This is a genomic window from Bacillus sp. FSL W8-0116, assembly GCF_038003825.1.
GTDB classification, from domain to species: domain Bacteria; phylum Bacillota; class Bacilli; order Bacillales; family DSM-4216; genus Bacillus_O; species Bacillus_O smithii.
On the sequence record NZ_JBBOPY010000001.1, the window covers coordinates 1,050,735 to 1,068,802 of the forward strand.

Consider the following 18,068-nt stretch of genomic DNA (forward strand, 5'->3'; position numbering starts at 1 on the left):
TCCTCCTTCTGCGATTCTTCTCTTATAGAAACGATGGCGTCATCTTGACTCCCGCCAATACGCGAATACTAAAAAATGGTCTGGCAGTTGTTTCTATCTTACGGTTCATTGAATGAAAAAATGACAACATCTCATTTGAACGACAAACCCCTCTCTTTTTAAGCACAAACTTTTTTGGTCAGCTAGCAGCAATTGGATGACGTGGACGTTGTCACTCTTCATCCGTTTATGTCATTCATCGACTAGAATCGAGTAGGAGGGGGTGATTAACCCCATACCCGTCAAGTTAGCGGTATAAAATTTTTTAGGATGATACGCATGTTCGAAAAATCAATCAAAGGATGAAGAGAAAACCAAATGCTGGGCATGCCAAATAACCCTCAAGAAGAGGGTTATTTGGCAATTATATCCATGACCCACACTACCATATCCCCAATTTCTTTAAAAGATCCGATACCGTTTCCTCTCCTTTCCTTCGGTCTTTCCTCGCGTGTTTCCTTAACAGAGACAGGAGAGATGGAAGGGCGGTTTCCATCGCTTGGGGATGCAAAAGAAACCGATGCCAATACGATTGGAGGATATTAAGCGCTTTCCATTCACTGATCTCGATTCCCTCCCGTTGATGCCAATACCTTCGGGCTTGGAACAGAAGAGTCTGCGTGACTAAAATGGCAATCAATGTCCCATATAAGTGGCATTCGAATCGTTCCTTCTTCATCTTTTTGACACGGTCAAGATCAAATAAGGATTTCCAGCCCTTAAATAACAGCTCCACTTGCCAGCGCAGCGAATACAGCTCATAAACTTGTTGCGCATCAAACGATTCTTGTGGTAAATTGGTCAGTAAGATGTGATATTTCTTTTGTTCAAGGGTTTGGCGTGACAGCGCCTTCCCTTTCTTTTTTTCCTTTTTCCGCACGTACGCCAGCCGTTTTTCCCATTCTTCCGCCGTGAGACGGCGAAAAATCAGACGCGGAACATACAGGCGTTGGTGTCCGATATACACGTGTTCCACTTCCACGGCTTCCCCCTCGCCCAATCGATTTCCTATCGATTCCCAATCCCATTCGTGCCACTCCCCGTCCTGCTTGATATAGACTTTGATATCGGAACGCAACCGGGTAATATAATAAGCACCTCGAGCATCAATCTCCGCCAGCGTGGCGAGTGAAAAAAACCCCAGATCCCGAATGCAAAGGTCATTCGGTAAAATCGTGTGCTGGGTATGATAAGCAAAACGGGCATCGGAATCATTGGCCTGTTGGACGCACAGCTGAAGACAGGTTCCCGATAACAGCTCATACTCAAATTGGATTTTGGCGCCAGATGAAACCGAACCTTGATAGTCCTCACCATAGTCGGTCGGAAGTAAAAAACTGGTAGAGTCTAAGATCCGCAGACGGGTGAAACAAGCGCGATACGTTTCGGTGATGGAAGAGAGTGCCGGACGTTGATGCATCAGGAGAGTAAAAAAGACCTCTTTTAAAAACGCCACGGCACGAGGCGTAAACCGCTGATTCAGTCCTTCATTCGAGAGAGAGCAATCATGCCAGAGCGCCAAATCGGCACACAACCGCTGAAGCGACTGACAGGCGAGCGATCCGTCTCCCCAAGCACATAGCGTCAGAAAGGCTTCCGCTGTTAATGAACGCTGCCGCTGAATGAATCCGACTTTCCGTGCCAGACGAGTCAGTTCTTCATAGGAGAAGAGTTGACGAATCGTTTTTATCCATGCCTTCATCTTTTTTTCCATCAAAAAATAATCCTTTCCAACGATGATTTTCGTTAGAAAGGATACCATGTTTTTGGCGCTGAAAAAAGATCAAATTCTTAACTTGATGGCTATGGTGATTAACCCCCGTCCTCTCACACCACCGTACGTACGGTTCCGTATACGGCGGTTCAATCAAGATAAATGACGCAAGAATTCATAACGTTTCTGTAGACTTTTAAGCCCTTGGTTACTCCAATAGGAGTTTCCAAGGGTTCTGTGTAATATGGGACTTTTTGAGATTCGCCAATAACCTTTGCGACTGTTCCCCCATTCATAAGCTTTCCATTCAGGAACTCCTAGTTTTATGAGGTTGCGTATCCTGGTCTTTGAGGTCTTCCAGTTTTTCCATAAACACATCCGGAGTCTTCGTCGAATCCAGCCATCCAAATCTTCAAAGATACTCTTTGTGTCTGCTAATGCAAAATATCCACACCATCCAAGTAGATATTGGTTAAGTTTCTTAATCCGATATTCCATTGGGTATGGTATTTTTCTTGACGTGATTTCTCGCACCTTTTTCTTCATTCGTTTTAGACTTTGCTTGGCAATCCGAACTTTTGGCTCTTTTGAAGGTGTAAAACTAAATCCTAGAAACTTTCGTTTCCATGGTCGGTCAACCGCAGATTTCTTCTCGTTGACTTTTAGACGAAGTTTTCCCTCAATAAATCGTTTGACACTAGCCATGGTTCTTTCACCAGCCCGTTTTGACTTCACGTAAATATTACAGTCATCGGCATAACGAACAAATTTATGCCCTCTTTTCTCTAATTCTTTGTCTAGTTCATCTAGTACAATATTCGAAAGTAAAGGGCTTAGGGGGCCACCTTGCGGCGTCCCTTCTTCTGTCCTAGATACCACACCATTAATCATGACACCAGCTTGTAGATATTTGCGGATTAGCTTCAATAGTGGCTTTTCTTTAATAGTCTTGGCTAATGTACTCATCAGCCTGTCATGATTCACTCGATCGAAGAACTTTTCTAAATCCATGTCTACTACCCATCTATAACCATCTCTGATATAGCCTTTTGCTTTCCTAACTGCGTCATGAGCACTTCGATTTGAACGAAACCCATAACTATGTTCGGAGAACATAGGGTCATATATCCTCGATAATACTTGGGCAATTGCTTGTTGAATCAAACGGTCTGTTACGGTTGGAATACCTAGTAACCGAACACCGCCATCAGGTTTCGGGATTTCGACTCTTCGAACAGGCATTGGTTCATAGGTACCCTTGAGAATTGCTTCTTTAATGGATATCCAGTTTTCGACTATGTGCTGACGTAGGTTTTGTACGGGCATCATATCTACTCCATGGCTACCTTTGTTCTTTTCTACTCTTTGTAAAGCTAAAAGCATATTCTCCCGTGACAGGATTTGATTCAAAAGCATTGTTATTCTTCCTTCCGTGAATAGCTTATCTTCTTATGCCAGTGGTCACTCCACCCTCCAAGAGGTCCCCCACGGGATTCACCGTTTCCTTCCTCAAGTGAGGTACTACGTTTTCTGTGTTCAACATGACACACTGAATGCAAAGGGCTATTCTCTCTTAATTGTTCAGTCCTTCCGAATTGTTCTAGACCAATTCGTACTATGACCTCTGCTGACTTCTGATGGCTCAGCTACTTATCACTAAGTAGGTTATGAAGGCTACTTCACGTATCCATCAGACCTCCCCGGGTAAGAGTGTAATCTTTCCTTCCATCCATCTGCTTCATTTACTCTGTATCACCTTCGGCAGAAAGGGCTTTGTTTTGTTGTGCAAACTCACCCAGTGATACCTAGCCTCATATGAAGTTCGTGTTCCTCAGATCGGAAGTTTGCCGCCCGCTTCCTTCAGATTCCGCGTCACCACGGACACCCTTGCGTTAAGCTAACTGCTACTTCTGCCTTCGCAGCTCGGGACTTTCACCCTATAGATTACACCCATGCCGGGCGCACACAAAAAAGTCAATGCTCTGAACGACTCAAAGCATTGACTTTACAGGCTTTTCGTTAAGTATGATGCCGATGGTGGGAGTCGAACCCACACTCCACAAGGGAACACGATTTTGAGTCGTGCGCGTCTGCCAATTCCGCCACATCGGCCTAATGTTTTTATAGTTGTTTTTCAGACAAGTACTATCTTAATACATTTTATATAAAATGTCCATATCTTTTTTTACAAATATAAAAGTGTTTTAAAGACATATCATTTTTTAGAATGGCCCTTTTTTTATAAAGAATCCCCCTCTATGCAGACTCTTAAGAACATGAAAAATGTCTTTTTGTTATCAGTCTACGTCGGGGGATTCGGTCCATTTCAGAAAGTTGAATGGCTCTTTTGTTTCTCCTTAACTTGGCTGTATTCAATAAGCAGGTTTTTAGCTGTTTCATATAAAAAATAAGCAGCTTTGATAATGGCCTTTTCATCAACAGTAAATGATGGATGATGCCAATCTTCGTTTCCGTTTGACCCGAAAAAGGCAAATGTTCCGGGAATTTGCTGTAAGTAGTAAGAGAAATCTTCTCCGGCTGTTGACGGTTCCGGATCAATGACATGAAGGGATAGATTTTGCGCTGATCGGCGTGCCGTTTCAGTCACCTTTTCATCATTGATGAGCGGAGGCGGTCCAGCAAACCAGCGAATCACAAATTCCTGTGCATAAACCTTCGCAATATGCTCCACCACTGTATAAAAGCGCTCTTTCACTTCTTCACGAATGACGGAATCAAATGTCCGGATTGTGCCATCAAGCGTTACATCCTCCGGAATGACATTCCATGTGCTTCCACCTTCTATTTTGTTACACTGACCACTGCACTTTGAAAAGGTGATACGTTCCGACTGACAATCGTTTGCAGAGCGGTAATAAGCTGTGCGGACGCGATAATGGGATCTCTTCCTTTATGCGGCAAGGCTGCATGAGATCCTGTTCCGCGAATGACCACTTGAAATCGATCAACCGCTGCCATCAATGGACCATTTTTGAGCCCGACCGTCCCCACCGGCAAATCCGGTTTGTTATGAAGACCAATGATTGCATCGACGTTTTCAAGCTGACCGTCTTTGATTACCTTATCTGCACCTGCACCTGATTCCTCAGCCGGCTGAAAGAGAAGACGGATTGTTCCATTTAATTCGGACTGATGCTTTTTTAATAAATAAGCGGCACCAATGGCAGCCGCAGTATGAAAATCATGGCCACACGCATGCATTTTTCCTTTTATTTTGGACGAAAAGGGCAAACCTGTCTTTTCTTCAATTGGAAGTGCATCGATATCCGCGCGTACGGCAATCGTAGGCCCGAGTGTTTTCCCTTTTATGTCCGCAAAAACACCCGTTTTTAGCGAAGTTTCTCTGATGTCAATATCCTCTTCACGAAGCCACTTCTCGATCGATTTTGTCGTTTCAAACTCCTCTTTTGACAACTCCGGATATTGATGCAAATGGCGTCGGATCGCAATTAAGCGGTCTTCCAGACTAGATGGACTCATAAACGGATGCCTCCTTTTTAATATCAAATCGAAAGCACTTAACTAAAATATCATGGTTTTGAAAGTCCTTGGACTTATCTCGTTTAAATCCGAGCCATTCATACAACTGTATGGCTTTTTGCATTTTATCGCTTGAGTGCAAATACAAATTTGCCGCTCCTTTTGATTGCGCATATCGAATACTCTCTTTTAACAATTTTTGTGCAATTCCATGTCCTCTTGCCTTCGGATGAACCGCCAACAGCCGTACGATCGGAGAAAAGATGTTCAGTTCCGGCCGGTCATACGCCTTTTCCGAGGACTCGAACAGCTGCAGCGTCCCGAGAATATCCCGCCCGCTTCTCGCCACCAAAATCCGATCCACATCCGGATTATCCACAGAAAACGCAATATGGTCTAAATATTCGGTCCAAACATCGGGATCTTGATATTCAGACTCATACTGGCGATAGCTGTCAATTAGAAGCTGACGAACTACTTCTTTTTCCTCAACCAACATGTCACGTATCTGTACATTATGGATCACGTTTACAATCCTTCCCTTCTTATTTAATGTGCTGTTTCCTGAAGCCAGCTGACAGACGGTTCCCCTGAAATCCGCTTTAAAAATTTTCGTGTCCGTTCTTCTTTTGGCTTTGTAAAAATCTCATAGGGCGAGCCTTTTTCTATAATCAATCCGCCATCCATAAACAACACTTGATCCGATACATCGCGGGCGAAATTCATTTCATGTGTCACAATAAGCATGGTAATCCCTTCATCGGCAATATTTTTAATGACAGCCAGTACTTCTCCGACAAGCTCGGGATCAAGCGCCGAAGTCGGTTCATCGAAAAGAATCACTTCCGGATTTAACGCAAGAGCACGAGCAATGCCGACACGTTGCTGCTGACCTCCCGAAAGTTGACTTGGAAAATAATTTAATTTATCCAATAATCCGACTTTTTCAAGCACCTGTTCGCTCCGTTCCCTCGCCTCCTTTTTATTCATTTTTTTAGCCACAATCAGTCCTTCCATTACATTTCCAAGGACTGTTTTATGAGCGAATAAATTATAATGTTGAAAAACCATCGCTGATTGTTTTCTTAATGAAAGAATTTCTTTTTTGTTTGCTTTGGCTGCTTCAACCTTTACATCACCTACCTGAACGATTCCTTCATCCGGTTTTTCAAGAAAATTTATGCACCTTAACAGAGTCGTTTTCCCGGAACCGCTTGGACCTAGAATTGTAACGACTTTTCCTTTTTCGATAGTCAAATTTATCCCTTTTAAAACTTCATGATTCCCAAATGCTTTTTTTATACCGTGTAAATAAATCATCGAACCCCTCCCCTAGCATAGAATGTGGCTTTTTTCTCCAATAACAATGAAATCGATTCAACTAGAATTGTAACCACCCAATAAATGATTCCCGCTGCGATGTATGCTTCGAGGAACTTTAAATTATTTGATGCAACAATTTTTGCTGCTCCCGTCAATTCTTTTTCTGAAACTATAAAGGCAATAGAGGTTGTGTGCAAAAAACCGATAAAAATATTAGTAAAATTAGGAATGGATTGCGACAAAGCCTGTGGAAGAATAATGCGAACCATCATTTGAAACGTGCTCATACCAACTGAATACGCTGCTTCAGCCTGGCCTTTCGGAATAGAAATAATGCCTGAGCGAATGACTTCAGATAAGTAGGCGCCGGCACTTAATGAAAGAGCTGTCAGTACAAATACACTAACGGGAATAGATGAAATGGCTAATTTCGGAGCTGCCGCTTGGAGGAGCATCGGCAGCCCAAAATAAATGAGCATTATATGCATAATAATTGGAGTTCCTCGTAAAAACGAAACATATCCATTTGCAACAGCAGACAACCCCTTTACTTCATACACGCGAATAAGAGCTACAACCAGTCCAATGAAAAATCCAACAATAAGTGGTATGACTGTCAGCATCAAAGTTAGCGGAAGTGCTTTAATAATTTCCTTCAATGCCGTCCATATAAAAGGAATATCAATGACCAATTCCATCCCTCCTTTACACCGTTTTGGCTATACCGAAGAAACTTCCCCGGACTTATGTCGATTTACCCGTTTTTCAAACCAACAGAATATTTTTTCAAGAAGGACAACCACAATGTAATAAATAACTGAAAGTGAAATATATACTTCCAGTGCGTGAGTTGTGGAAGCAATCAATGTTTCTCCTCGACCAACCATATCCATCACACCGATCGTAAAGGCTAAAGATGTATCTTTCAGCGAACTAATAACGGTGTTGGCAATATTCGGGAATGCAATACCAACGGCTTGAGGAACAATGATGCGGAAAAAATTTTGCGACTCACTCATCCCGACAGAATACGCAGCTTCCGTTTGTCCATAATCAACGGCTTGCACGGCTCCTCTAAATATTTCGGAAAAAACGGCGCCATTATTGAATGCATAAGCAACAATGACAGAATATAAAGGATCCACTTTTGACAAATCGATATTGATTAATTGAAATAATGAAGGGATACCGTAAAAAATCAAAAATAGCTGAATTAATATCGGTGTGCCACGAATAAAAGAAACATAGACGACCACCAGCTGCGACAAAATTGGAATGCGGAAAAGCCGCAAGATAGCGGCTATGATTCCTATAATGATTCCAAGTACAATAGAAACGGCTAAAATTTGAAGAGTGACACCCAAATATTGAATAAGCTGTGGTATAAAATCACCGACTAATGTAATGTCAAATGCTTTACCCAATCCTTAAATCCCTCCTTTTATTTCATCGTTCAAATTAAAACCCAACTGAGTAATCCGCTCCCAGCCATTTTTGGCTCAATTTTTTCACAACGCCTTCCTTCTTCAGTTCTCGAAGAGCTTCATCAACACGTTTTTGAAGTTTCGTTTCATCCTTTCTAAATAAGAAATACACTTTCGAGTCGGAAAGGGTATTGCCCACTACTTTTTCTTGTGCATCAGCTGATTTGTTCAAGAAATCAACGGCAAATGGTGTTGAAATGGTCGCATCTGCCCTTCCTGTACGTATTTGGTTGACTGTATCATCTGATCCCTGGCCAGAATACACTATATTAATGCCTGCATTATGATCTTTATTGTATTTTTCTAGAAAAACGGCCGCATTGCTTGTGGCACTTACGACGACTTTTTTACCTCTTAAATCTTTAATCGATTTAATATCGTTATTATCTTTATGAACCACTACTTTTAGAGGGAAAACATTGTAAGGAACTTTGTTAAACAGGAACTTGGCTTTCCTCTCTTTATTTACTTCCATTTCATGGGCAATAAAATCAATTTTTCTTGTTTCAAGACTTAATAATAGATTAGAAAATTCCATCGTTTTAAATTTAAACTGATATTCAGGAAGTTTTTTGTCAATTTCACGAACGAGCTCTACATCATATCCAGTCAATTTTCCGTTTTTATCAAGGAAGCATATATTAGGAAACTGTGTTCCGGTACCAACGATGATGGTTTGTACCCCTTTTTTTGTATCTTTGGAACTCGAATCTGCATTGGCATCAGTTGATGAAACTGCTCCTTCTTTTGGCGAGCAAGCTCCCAGAAAAAATGTAAATAGCAATGTCACAATAAACCATATCTTTTTCTTCATCCTCTTTCCTCCACTCACCATTTCTGCTCACAATCGGTTCTTAATAATTTTTGCCGAAAAGGGCAGTGTTAGCTCATTTTCTCGTATCGTTTGTTGTAAAAAACGGAAAACACTTGATGAAAGAACACACATCCTTTTTCAACAAATAGCAATCAAAAAGTAATAGATTGCCAACTATAGTAAGCTAGTTTGATATAAAAAATTTATATTGTACTCATGAATATGCCGGCACGCTTATAAAGCTTTATCGCAAAGACAGGCGAACTTTTATTAATCATCATTAAACAAATTCATTTAGTCGGTTTTAAATCAAAAATGAAACATATGATTACTAATGAGTACTCAATGCTTTTTCAAGATTTGTGATCCCGATTTTCGTGATACCTTCGTACACGTCTCCACGACCGATTTCAACAATTGGTACATGCCAGATACCATATTTAATTTCTAAAATATCACGGAGTTCATCATGATTGGTTACATCCACCGTTTGATAACGAATACCTTTTTCTTCTAAAAATTGTTTTACTTCTTCACAATAACGACATCCTTCTTTTGCCCAAACCACTACTGATAACGCTTTCTCTCCCATTTATCGTTCCTCCCTAGTTAATAAAATGATTTTCTTTTTTGTTTACATAGCGATTTTCTTTAAACGGCAGTCCTAAGTTTCCTCTTAATGTTTCACTTCTGTACTCCCTGCTGTAGTAGCCGCGTTCTTCCAAAATCGGAATGACGTGCCGGATAAAATCGGTTAAGCCGCTGCCGAGAACAGGCGGGGCAAAAATAAATCCATCCGCTCCATTTCCTTCCACCCAGGCAATCAATTGATCGGCTACTTGCTCATACGTACCGAAAAAAACGCTTTTCGGTGTCGTAACTTGCAAGGCCACTTCTCGAAGCGTTAAGTTCTTTTCGCGGGCATTTTGCTTAATTTGATCGGTTGACGACCGGAAGCTATTTTTCCCGACATCGCCTATATCAGGAAACGGCTCATCAAGCGGAAATACACTGAAATCGAAGTGATCAAAGTATCGTCCTAAATAATCGAGAGCTTCTTCAATCGACACAAGGTTTTGAATCGCTTCGTATTTTTCTTCCGCTTCTTCTATAGTTGCACCGACAATCGGATGAATCCCCGGGAAAATGAGAATCTCGTCTCTGCTCCGTCCGTTTGCTTCTGCCCGCAGTTTTACATCCTTATAAAAAGCTTGGGCCTGTTCGAGCGTTTCTGCATTGGTAAAAACAGCATCCGCCTCTTTTGCAGCCAAATTTTTACCGGCTTCAGAAGAACCTGCTTGAAATATGACGGGCTGCCCTTGACTCGAACGTTCAATATTTAACGGTCCTTCGACAGAAAAGAAACGACCTTTATGATTCAATACATGAACCTTATTTCGATCAAAAAACTGTCCGGTTTGCCGATTTCGTATAAAAGCATCGTCTTCCCATGAATCCCACAATCCTTTTACTACTTGTAAAAATTCTGCCGCTATCTCATATCGTAGAGAATGCGATGGATGTTCACCTTTATTGTAGTTCTTTGCAGATCCCTCTAAAGGAGAAGTGACAACATTCCATCCAGCACGTCCCTCGCTGATTTTATCCAGCGATGCTAACTGGCGGGCAACCGTAAATGGCTCACTGTAAGTGGTTGATATCGTACCGACCAGCCCTATTCTCGATGTTACTGACGCGAGAGAAGATAAGATGGTGATGGGTTCAAACCGATTCAAGAAATGAGGAATGGATTTTTCATTTATATATAGTCCATCTGCAACAAAAGCGAAAGAAAATCCGGCTTCTTCAGCTTGTCGAGTAATAGACTTGTAATACTGAAAGTTAACACTGGCATCTTTTGGAACACTTGGATCTTTCCAGGCGTTCATATGACTTCCCGGGCCGTGCAACATAATCCCAAATTGAATCTGTTTTTTATGAGACATAAGTTTCACCCTCTTCTTCGGTTAAAGAGTTGTCATTCGAGCCGTTTGGACTTAACAGCTGAAAAGACCGAATCCGTTCTTCTACCTTTTGAACAGGGGAATGCAAAATAAATTCATCCACTTGATAGGATGCATGGAATTTATTTAAGATTTTTTTTACATAGACGGAGGTTCCGGCAATGATATAGCTCGCTTGTTCCTCTACTTCATAAGATTGCTCCGCTTGTTTGCCGAAAGCATGTGCTTGTTCCAATGTAGAGACCGTGACAATACGTCCGCTTTGCAGATGGACTTTATACATTTTTTGATCTTTCGCCAGTTCTTCGGCCTCTTTTTGCGAATCGGCAGCGACTGCTGCAAGGGATAGCAGAAAACGTCCGTCCGGATAGCCGTTGCGATAAACGTGCGCCGATTCTTCAAGCACCTTTACGTCGCCATTAATAAACAAGGCGAATACAAAAGGAACTTGAAGGTCAGCTGCCAGCTGAGCGCTTCTGCGACTGGCCCCGAGTAAAAAAAGGTTGGGTTTTTCCGGCGGTATAGGTGTCGCTTCAATACCGGCGAGCGGATGATCTTCATCCACTGAATTTTCAATTAATTTTTTCAAAAAAAGAAACCTTTCTTCAAAATCTTGTCCGTCATTCACGGTGCCAAACTGCAACGCCTTTGTCGATAACGGCAGGCCGCCCGGAGCCTTCCCGATCCCAAGATCGACTCTTCCGGGAGCAAGAGTAGACAAAACATGAAAATTTTCCGCAACTTTAAAAGGACTATAATGTTGAAGCATGACTCCTCCTGATCCGATGCGAATCGACTTCGTTTTGGCAAGCAAATATGACATTAAAACTTCCGGAGACGACCCCGCTACCTGTTCCGAATGATGATGCTCCGACACCCAGAAGCGCGAGTAACCCCATTCTTCTGCTTTTTGGGCCAAGCGAACGGTTTGCTGCAAGGCTTCAACAGCTGAAAAGCCTTCAAGGATCGGGCTTTGATCTAACAATCCAAGCTGATAACTCATATCCATTTTCCTCCTGTTTTTATTCTCAGTTTACAGGTGTGATTAATTTGTTTTATTTGTTGGTATTTATCCTATCATCGGAAATAGCGAAAAAGCAATACTTCAAGCGATAGAAAGATTTAAGCGATTCATTAATAAAATTTATCAATTTGTTTGAGAGAATGATGAAACAGCATTCTTTTCAAATTGTTCAATCGACAAAAGAATGTCATTCCATAAAAAAGGAAGCTCCGGTCCATAATATGTTCCATGAATATGCTGTTTCAGCATCATCAAATGATCGACATTGACTTCCACCAGCTGGCCTGTTTCCAGTTCATGTTTAACGCATAAATATGGCAGAAATCCGAACCCGTTGCCGCTTTGAATGAGTGATTTTGCCACTTCAAGATGATCCACGTGAAATTCAATTCGCGGTTCCACGTTCGCCACTTCAAAAATTTTGTGTACACGATTCCAGTCGAACGCTCCGCATTCAAAAAAGACCATTGGTTCAAGAGCCAATTGCTGTGCGGATAACTTTGACTGAAACTGAAAAGGATGTCCCGGCTTTACGACAAGCCGTATTGAATTGTCAAGAAGCGGTTGATGCTGCAATGCTTGATGCGACACTTCTTTCATGAACGCCACATCAATCTGCTTTTGGAGCAGCTTATCTACTAGCACCTCGTTAGACGCTGAAATAAATTTAAACCGGAGTTCCGGATGTGCTTTTTTCCAAAGCGGCAGTGCAATGGGGATAAAATATTGAGATGTAATGATATTGGCCCCAATGACTACCTCTTCCTGATCCGCTCTTTTTTTCAATAGTTTTTTTCCTTGCTGAAAAGTGCGGATAATCTGCTCAGCATACGGAATAAACATTTCCCCCTTTTCCGTCAGCTTGATGCCTCTACCCTCCCGTTCAAACAGTTCTGTATCCAATTCTCGTTCCAATGCTTTGATCCGCGCCGTAACCGTTGGCTGTGATAAAAACAAAGCGTTCGCTGCTTTATGAATGCTGTTAAAATGGACGACATACATAAAAGCTTCAATATGATCAATGTTCATCTTCTCCACCCCTTTTTTAATAAAAAATAAAAAGCTCCCGAACATAGATGCATCAGGAGTTATTGAACGTCAATTCTACGTTATTTTGTTTTTTTATTTTAATCATATTATTCCGATTAGTAAAGTATATTTTAAAAAATTTCATAAATAAAGTGAATTCAGTTAATTGAACCGTAAGAGATCGTGCTTTATTCCAACCTATAAAAGTACCTTCCCCTTTAATACATACGCCTTTGACTCTTTGCTCTTTTTTTGATTACGAGAACCGATGTTTTGCTGATATCCGTTTCACCAAAAAGCTTAAAATCCTCATCAATTGAGCTTAAATGTATATTTTAGGAGAAATAAACCCTCATGCGATTACAAAAGCGATTTTTACCGCCCTCTGCAAAAGAAAAAACAGGCCTTTATCCAATCTGTCATCGAATGAACGTTCATATTAGGGAATTTCATTTCGTGGCTGAAAAGATTCAACCCCAACATTTAGTATAGAACCGAAATTTTAAGAGACTAAGAAATAAAGCCTTATGTTCACTCATCTAGTCAACTACAAAAGGGGGCACTTCGATAAGTGTACCCCAACAATTGACATAGAGCCAAATATAAAAACAAGGGGTTCCACACAGTGGAACCCCTTATCTCAATATTCCATGCCGATGGTGGGAGTCGAACCCACACTCCCGCAAGGGAACACGATTTTGAGTCGTGCGCGTCTGCCAATTCCGCCACATCGGCTTATTATATGGAGGCGGCAACCGGATTCGAACCGGTGATAAAGGTTTTGCAGACCTCTGCCTTACCACTTGGCTATGCCGCCTTCATTGGAGCGGAAGACGGGACTCGAACCCGCGACCCCCACCTTGGCAAGGTGGTGTTCTACCACTGAACTACTTCCGCGTACTGGGCTAGCTGGATTCGAACCAGCGCATGACGGAGTCAAAGTCCGTTGCCTTACCGCTTGGCTATAGCCCAATGATTCCTTTTAATATGGGGCGACTAGTGGGAATCGAACCCACGAATGTCGGAGCCACAATCCGATGCGTTAACCACTTCGCCATAGCCGCCATTATAATATGGCAGGGGCAGTAGGAATCGAACCCACACCGGAGGTTTTGGAGACCTCTGTTCTACCGTTAAACTATGCCCCTATGAATGGTGGAGGGGGACGGATTCGAACCGCCGAACCCTGAGGGAGCGGATTTACAGTCCGCCGCGTTTAGCCACTTCGCTACCCCTCCACTGATGCCGGCTGTAGGACTTGAACCCACAACCTACTGATTACAAGTCAGTTGCTCTACCAATTGAGCTAAGCCGGCAACATGGTGGCTCGGGACGGAATCGAACCGCCGACACAAGGATTTTCAGTCCTTTGCTCTACCGACTGAGCTACCGAGCCGATGATTTTATGGCGGTTCCGACGGGAATCGAACCCGCGATCTCCTGCGTGACAGGCAGGCGTGATAACCGCTACACTACGGGACCTTTGTTTTAAGATATGCTGACACGTTGAGTATGTATGAAAGAAATACTATGTCATTCAATTGCGGGGGCAGGATTTGAACCTGCGACCTTCGGGTTATGAGCCCGACGAGCTACCAGACTGCTCCACCCCGCGACGATATAGATGGTGGAGGTTGACGGGATCGAACCGCCGACCCCTTGCTTGTAAGGCAAGTGCTCTCCCAGCTGAGCTAAACCTCCATTGAGGATGACCCGTACGGGATTCGAACCCGTGTTACCGCCGTGAAAGGGCGGTGTCTTAACCACTTGACCAACGGGCCAACTTATAATGGCGGAGAGCAAGGGATTCGAACCCTTGAGACAGCGTTAACCGTCTACACGATTTCCAATCGTGCTCCTTCGACCACTCGGACAGCTCTCCATATGGCTCCGCAGGTAGGATTCGAACCTACGACCGATCGGTTAACAGCCGATTGCTCTACCACTGAGCTACTGCGGAATAATATCGTCCGGCAACGTCCTACTCTCGCAAGGGGAATCCCCTCACTACCATCAGCGCTGAAGAGCTTAACTTCCGTGTTCGGGATGGGAACGGGTGTGACCTCTTCGCCATTATCACCGGACAAACACCATTTACTATCTTAAGCGAATTTTATTTAATTTTCAATAGGAATTTTAAAGAATTTATAGGTCTTTTTATAAAGCGTTATCAAGATATCTTCCTTCAAAAATAGATAGAAGAAGCAGTTTTACCGATCTCGCTCTTTCATTTGGTTAAGTCCTCGATCGATTAGTATCCGTCAGCTCCACGTGTCACCACGCTTCCACCTCGGACCTATCTACCTGATCATCTTTCAGGGATCTTACTTTCCGAAGAAATGGGAAATCTCATCTTGAGGGGGGCTTCATGCTTAGATGCTTTCAGCACTTATCCCTTCCGCACATAGCTACCCAGCGGTGCCCCTGGCGAGACAACTGGTACACCAGCGGTGCGTCCATCCCGGTCCTCTCGTACTAAGGACAGCTCCTCTCAAATTTCCTGCGCCCGCGACGGATAGGGACCGAACTGTCTCACGACGTTCTGAACCCAGCTCGCGTACCGCTTTAATGGGCGAACAGCCCAACCCTTGGGACCGACTACAGCCCCAGGATGCGATGAGCCGACATCGAGGTGCCAAACCTCCCCGTCGATGTGGACTCTTGGGGGAGATAAGCCTGTTATCCCCGGGGTAGCTTTTATCCGTTGAGCGATGGCCCTTCCATACGGAACCACCGGATCACTAAGCCCGACTTTCGTCCCTGCTCGACTTGTAGGTCTCGCAGTCAAGCTCCCTTCTGCCTTTGCACTCTGCGAATGATTTCCAACCATTCTGAGGGAACCTTTGGGCGCCTCCGTTACCTTTTAGGAGGCGACCGCCCCAGTCAAACTGCCCACCTGACACTGTCTCCCACCCCGATCAGGGGTGCGGGTTAGAATTTCAGTACAGCCAGGGTAGTATCCCACCGGCGCCTCCACCGAAGCTGGCGCTCCGGTTTCTAAGGCTCCTACCTATCCTGTACAAGCTGTACCAAAATTCAATATCAGGCTGCAGTAAAGCTCCACGGGGTCTTTCCGTCCTGTCGCGGGTAACCTGCATCTTCACAGGTACTATAATTTCACCGAGTCTCTCGTTGAGACAGTGCCCAGATCGTTACGCCTTTCGTGCGGGTCAGAACTTACCTGACAAGGAATTTCGCTACCTTAGGACCGTTATAGTTACGGCCGCCGTTTACTGGGGCTTCGGTTCGCACCTTCAAGCAAAGCTTTAAGCGCTCCCCTTAACCTTCCAGCACCGGGCAGGCGTCAGCCCCTATACTTCGCCTTACGGCTTCGCAGAGACCTGTGTTTTTGCTAAACAGTCGCCTGGGCCTATTCACTGCGGCTTCTCGGGGCTATGCACCCCAAAAAGCACCCCTTCTCCCGAAGTTACGGGGTCATTTTGCCGAGTTCCTTAACGAGAGTTCTCTCGCACACCTTAGGATTCTCTCCTCGCCTACCTGTGTCGGTTTGCGGTACGGGCACCTTTTTCCTCGCTAGAGGCTTTTCTTGGCAGTGTGGAATCAGGAACTTCGGTACTATCATTCCCTCGCCGTCACAGCTTGAGGTTAGTGGCAACGGGATTTGCCTCGCTGCCCCTCTCACTGCTTGGACGCACATCCAACAGTGCGCTTACCCTATCCTCCTGCGTCCCCCCATCGCTCAAACGGAAAAGAGGTGGTACAGGAATATCAACCTGTTGTCCATCGCCTACGCCTGTCGGCCTCGGCTTAGGTCCCGACTAACCCTGAGAGGACGAGCCTTCCTCAGGAAACCTTAGGCATTCGGTGGAAGGGATTCTCACCCTTCTTTCGCTACTCATACCGGCATTCTCACTTCTAAGCGCTCCACCAGTCCTTCCGGTCTGGCTTCTCTGCCCTTAGAACGCTCTCCTACCGCGGACACCCGAAGGTGTCCACCCGCAGCTTCGGTGATACGTTTAGCCCCGGTACATTTTCGGCGCAGAATCACTCGACCAGTGAGCTATTACGCACTCTTTAAATGGTGGCTGCTTCTAAGCCAACATCCTGGTTGTCTAAGCAATTCCACATCCTTTTCCACTTAACGTATACTTTGGGACCTTAGCTGGCGGTCTGGGCTGTTTCCCTTTTGACCACGGATCTTATCACTCGCAGTCTGACTCCCAAGGATAAGTCACTGGCATTCGGAGTTTGTCTGAATTCGGTAACCCGATGAGGGCCCCTAGTCCAAACAGTGCTCTACCTCCAAGACTCTTCCCTTGAGGCTAGCCCTAAAGCTATTTCGGAGAGAACCAGCTATCTCCAAGTTCGATTGGAATTTCACCCCTACCCACACCTCATCCCCGCACTTTTCAACGTGCGTGGGTTCGGGCCTCCAGTAAGTGTTACCTCACCTTCACCCTGGACATGGGTAGATCACCTGGTTTCGGGTCTGCGACCCCATACTCATGCGCCCTGTTCAGACTCGCTTTCGCTGCGGCTCCGTCTTTTCGACTTAACCTCGCATGAGATCGCAACTCGCCGGTTCATTCTACAAAAGGCACGCCATCACCCGTAAACGGGCTCTGACTACTTGTAGGCACACGGTTTCAGGTTCTCTTTCACTCCCCTCCCGGGGTGCTTTTCACCTTTCCCTCACGGTACTGGTTCACTATCGGTCACTAGGGAGTATTTAGCCTTGGGAGATGGTCCTCCCAGCTTCCGACGGGATTCCTCGTGTCCCGCCGTACTCAGGATCCACCAGGGAGGGAACGAAGTTTCGACTACAGGGTTGTTACCTTCTCTGACGGGCCTTTCCAGACCTCTTCGTCTACCTCGTTCCTTTGTGACTCCACCATTGGTGTCCTACAACCCCAGAAGGCAAGCCTTCTGGTTTGGGCTGTTCCCGTTTCGCTCGCCGCTACTCAGGGAATCGCTGTTGCTTTCTCTTCCTCCGGGTACTTAGATGTTTCAGTTCCCCGGGTTGCCTTCCTTACCCTATGGATTCAGGCAAGGATGCTGCCCCATTACGGGCAGCGGGTTTCCCCATTCGGAAATCTCCGGATCAACGCTTACGTACAGCTCCCCGGAGCTTTTCGGAGTTAGTCCCGTCCTTCATCGGCTCCTAGTGCCAAGGCATCCACCGTGCGCCCTTTCTAACTTAACCATGTTGGTTTTA

General features: G+C 44.5%; 11 protein-coding genes, 16 tRNA genes, 2 rRNA genes and 1 pseudogene. All 30 read right to left on the reverse strand.

Going from position 1 to position 18,068, the window contains the following annotated elements:
• Nucleotides 1–421 precede the first annotated feature (421 nt).
• Nucleotides 422–1,753 carry an IS4 family transposase gene (locus N1I86_RS04915; RefSeq protein ID WP_341094487.1) on the reverse strand — a complete coding sequence of 444 codons (1,332 nt, stop codon included), beginning with the start codon at nt 1,751–1,753 and terminating at the stop codon, nt 422–424.
• 153 nt (nt 1,754–1,906) lie between these two features.
• Nucleotides 1,907–3,169: a group II intron reverse transcriptase/maturase gene (ltrA, locus tag N1I86_RS04920; RefSeq protein WP_003354109.1), complete on the reverse strand. Its 1,263-nt coding sequence runs from the start codon at nt 3,167–3,169 to the stop codon at nt 1,907–1,909.
• 613 nt (nt 3,170–3,782) lie between these two features.
• A tRNA-Leu gene (locus tag N1I86_RS04925) sits at nt 3,783–3,865 on the reverse strand.
• Between the two features lie 214 nt (nt 3,866–4,079).
• A pseudogene (locus N1I86_RS04930) lies at nt 4,080–5,254 on the reverse strand (amidohydrolase).
• Nucleotides 5,241–5,780: a GNAT family N-acetyltransferase gene (locus tag N1I86_RS04935; RefSeq protein WP_327803580.1), complete on the reverse strand. Its 540-nt coding sequence runs from the start codon at nt 5,778–5,780 to the stop codon at nt 5,241–5,243. Before N1I86_RS04935 ends, N1I86_RS04930 begins: the two are co-directional and overlap by 14 nt.
• A 23-nt stretch (nt 5,781–5,803) precedes the next feature.
• Nucleotides 5,804–6,574, reverse strand: a complete 771-nt coding sequence (locus tag N1I86_RS04940) for an amino acid ABC transporter ATP-binding protein (RefSeq protein ID WP_341095243.1) — start codon at nt 6,572–6,574, stop codon at nt 5,804–5,806.
• Nucleotides 6,571–7,269 (reverse strand): amino acid ABC transporter permease, encoded by a 699-nt coding sequence (locus N1I86_RS04945; protein ID WP_341097252.1) that lies wholly within the window; start codon nt 7,267–7,269, stop codon nt 6,571–6,573. The genes N1I86_RS04940 and N1I86_RS04945 overlap by 4 nt, the downstream gene beginning before the upstream one ends.
• A gap of 27 nt (nt 7,270–7,296) precedes the next feature.
• The gene (locus N1I86_RS04950; RefSeq protein WP_327803577.1) at nt 7,297–8,001 is read right to left on the reverse strand and encodes an amino acid ABC transporter permease; all 705 of its coding nucleotides are present in this window, start codon (nt 7,999–8,001) and stop codon (nt 7,297–7,299) included.
• A 34-nt stretch (nt 8,002–8,035) separates the two neighbouring features.
• Nucleotides 8,036–8,875: an amino acid ABC transporter substrate-binding protein gene (locus N1I86_RS04955; protein WP_048622751.1), complete on the reverse strand. Its 840-nt coding sequence runs from the start codon at nt 8,873–8,875 to the stop codon at nt 8,036–8,038.
• Between the two features lie 331 nt (nt 8,876–9,206).
• Nucleotides 9,207–9,467, reverse strand: coding sequence for a glutaredoxin family protein (locus N1I86_RS04960; protein ID WP_341095246.1), 261 nt, complete (start codon nt 9,465–9,467; stop codon nt 9,207–9,209).
• Nucleotides 9,468–9,480: 13 nt separating this feature from the next.
• Complete coding sequence (locus N1I86_RS04965; RefSeq protein ID WP_341095248.1) at nt 9,481–10,821, reverse strand: LLM class flavin-dependent oxidoreductase; 1,341 nt, start codon at nt 10,819–10,821, stop codon at nt 9,481–9,483.
• Complete coding sequence (locus tag N1I86_RS04970) at nt 10,811–11,842, reverse strand: LLM class flavin-dependent oxidoreductase (protein ID WP_341095250.1); 1,032 nt, start codon at nt 11,840–11,842, stop codon at nt 10,811–10,813. Before N1I86_RS04970 ends, N1I86_RS04965 begins: the two co-directional genes overlap by 11 nt.
• 144 nt (nt 11,843–11,986) lie before the next feature.
• Complete coding sequence (locus N1I86_RS04975) at nt 11,987–12,892, reverse strand: LysR family transcriptional regulator (RefSeq protein ID WP_341095252.1); 906 nt, start codon at nt 12,890–12,892, stop codon at nt 11,987–11,989.
• A gap of 651 nt (nt 12,893–13,543) precedes the next feature.
• Nucleotides 13,544–13,627 (reverse strand) — tRNA-Leu (locus tag N1I86_RS04980).
• 8 nt (nt 13,628–13,635) lie between these two features.
• Nucleotides 13,636–13,709: transfer RNA gene (locus tag N1I86_RS04985), tRNA-Cys, on the reverse strand.
• 5 nt (nt 13,710–13,714) lie between these two features.
• Nucleotides 13,715–13,789 (reverse strand) — tRNA-Gly (locus tag N1I86_RS04990).
• Between the two features lie 3 nt (nt 13,790–13,792).
• Nucleotides 13,793–13,864 (reverse strand) — tRNA-Gln (locus N1I86_RS04995).
• A gap of 16 nt (nt 13,865–13,880) precedes the next feature.
• Nucleotides 13,881–13,956 (reverse strand) — tRNA-His (locus N1I86_RS05000).
• A 10-nt stretch (nt 13,957–13,966) separates the two neighbouring features.
• Nucleotides 13,967–14,040 (reverse strand) — tRNA-Trp (locus N1I86_RS05005).
• 5 nt (nt 14,041–14,045) lie between these two features.
• Nucleotides 14,046–14,130: transfer RNA gene (locus N1I86_RS05010), tRNA-Tyr, on the reverse strand.
• A gap of 5 nt (nt 14,131–14,135) precedes the next feature.
• Nucleotides 14,136–14,208: transfer RNA gene (locus N1I86_RS05015), tRNA-Thr, on the reverse strand.
• 4 nt (nt 14,209–14,212) lie between these two features.
• Nucleotides 14,213–14,288: transfer RNA gene (locus tag N1I86_RS05020), tRNA-Phe, on the reverse strand.
• 10 nt (nt 14,289–14,298) lie between these two features.
• A tRNA-Asp gene (locus N1I86_RS05025) sits at nt 14,299–14,374 on the reverse strand.
• Between the two features lie 59 nt (nt 14,375–14,433).
• Nucleotides 14,434–14,507 (reverse strand) — tRNA-Met (locus N1I86_RS05030).
• 10 nt (nt 14,508–14,517) lie between these two features.
• Nucleotides 14,518–14,593, reverse strand: a tRNA-Val gene (locus N1I86_RS05035).
• An 8-nt stretch (nt 14,594–14,601) separates the two neighbouring features.
• Nucleotides 14,602–14,673 (reverse strand) — tRNA-Glu (locus tag N1I86_RS05040).
• 9 nt (nt 14,674–14,682) lie between these two features.
• Nucleotides 14,683–14,774 (reverse strand) — tRNA-Ser (locus tag N1I86_RS05045).
• Between the two features lie 3 nt (nt 14,775–14,777).
• Nucleotides 14,778–14,852: transfer RNA gene (locus tag N1I86_RS05050), tRNA-Asn, on the reverse strand.
• An 8-nt stretch (nt 14,853–14,860) separates the two neighbouring features.
• Nucleotides 14,861–14,976, reverse strand: a 5S ribosomal RNA gene (gene rrf, locus N1I86_RS05055).
• 147 nt (nt 14,977–15,123) lie between these two features.
• Nucleotides 15,124–18,056 (reverse strand): 23S ribosomal RNA (locus N1I86_RS05060).
• Nucleotides 18,057–18,068 lie beyond the last annotated feature (12 nt).

Bases quoted from the DNA above. Each gene is read 5' to 3' on its own strand.
- N1I86_RS04965 (WP_341095248.1), bottom strand. From the start codon at position 10,821: ATGTCTCATAAAAAACAGATTCAATTTGGGATTATGTTGCACGGCCCG.
- ltrA (WP_003354109.1), bottom strand. From the start codon at position 3,169: ATGCTTTTGAATCAAATCCTGTCACGGGAGAATATGCTTTTAGCTTTA.
- N1I86_RS04975 (WP_341095252.1), bottom strand. From the start codon at position 12,892: ATGAACATTGATCATATTGAAGCTTTTATGTATGTCGTCCATTTTAAC.
- N1I86_RS04955 (WP_048622751.1), bottom strand. From the start codon at position 8,875: ATGAAGAAAAAGATATGGTTTATTGTGACATTGCTATTTACATTTTTT.
- N1I86_RS04960 (WP_341095246.1), bottom strand. From the start codon at position 9,467: ATGGGAGAGAAAGCGTTATCAGTAGTGGTTTGGGCAAAAGAAGGATGT.
- N1I86_RS04915 (WP_341094487.1), bottom strand. From the start codon at position 1,753: ATGGAAAAAAAGATGAAGGCATGGATAAAAACGATTCGTCAACTCTTC.
- N1I86_RS04970 (WP_341095250.1), bottom strand. From the start codon at position 11,842: ATGAGTTATCAGCTTGGATTGTTAGATCAAAGCCCGATCCTTGAAGGC.
- N1I86_RS04940 (WP_341095243.1), bottom strand. From the start codon at position 6,574: ATGATTTATTTACACGGTATAAAAAAAGCATTTGGGAATCATGAAGTT.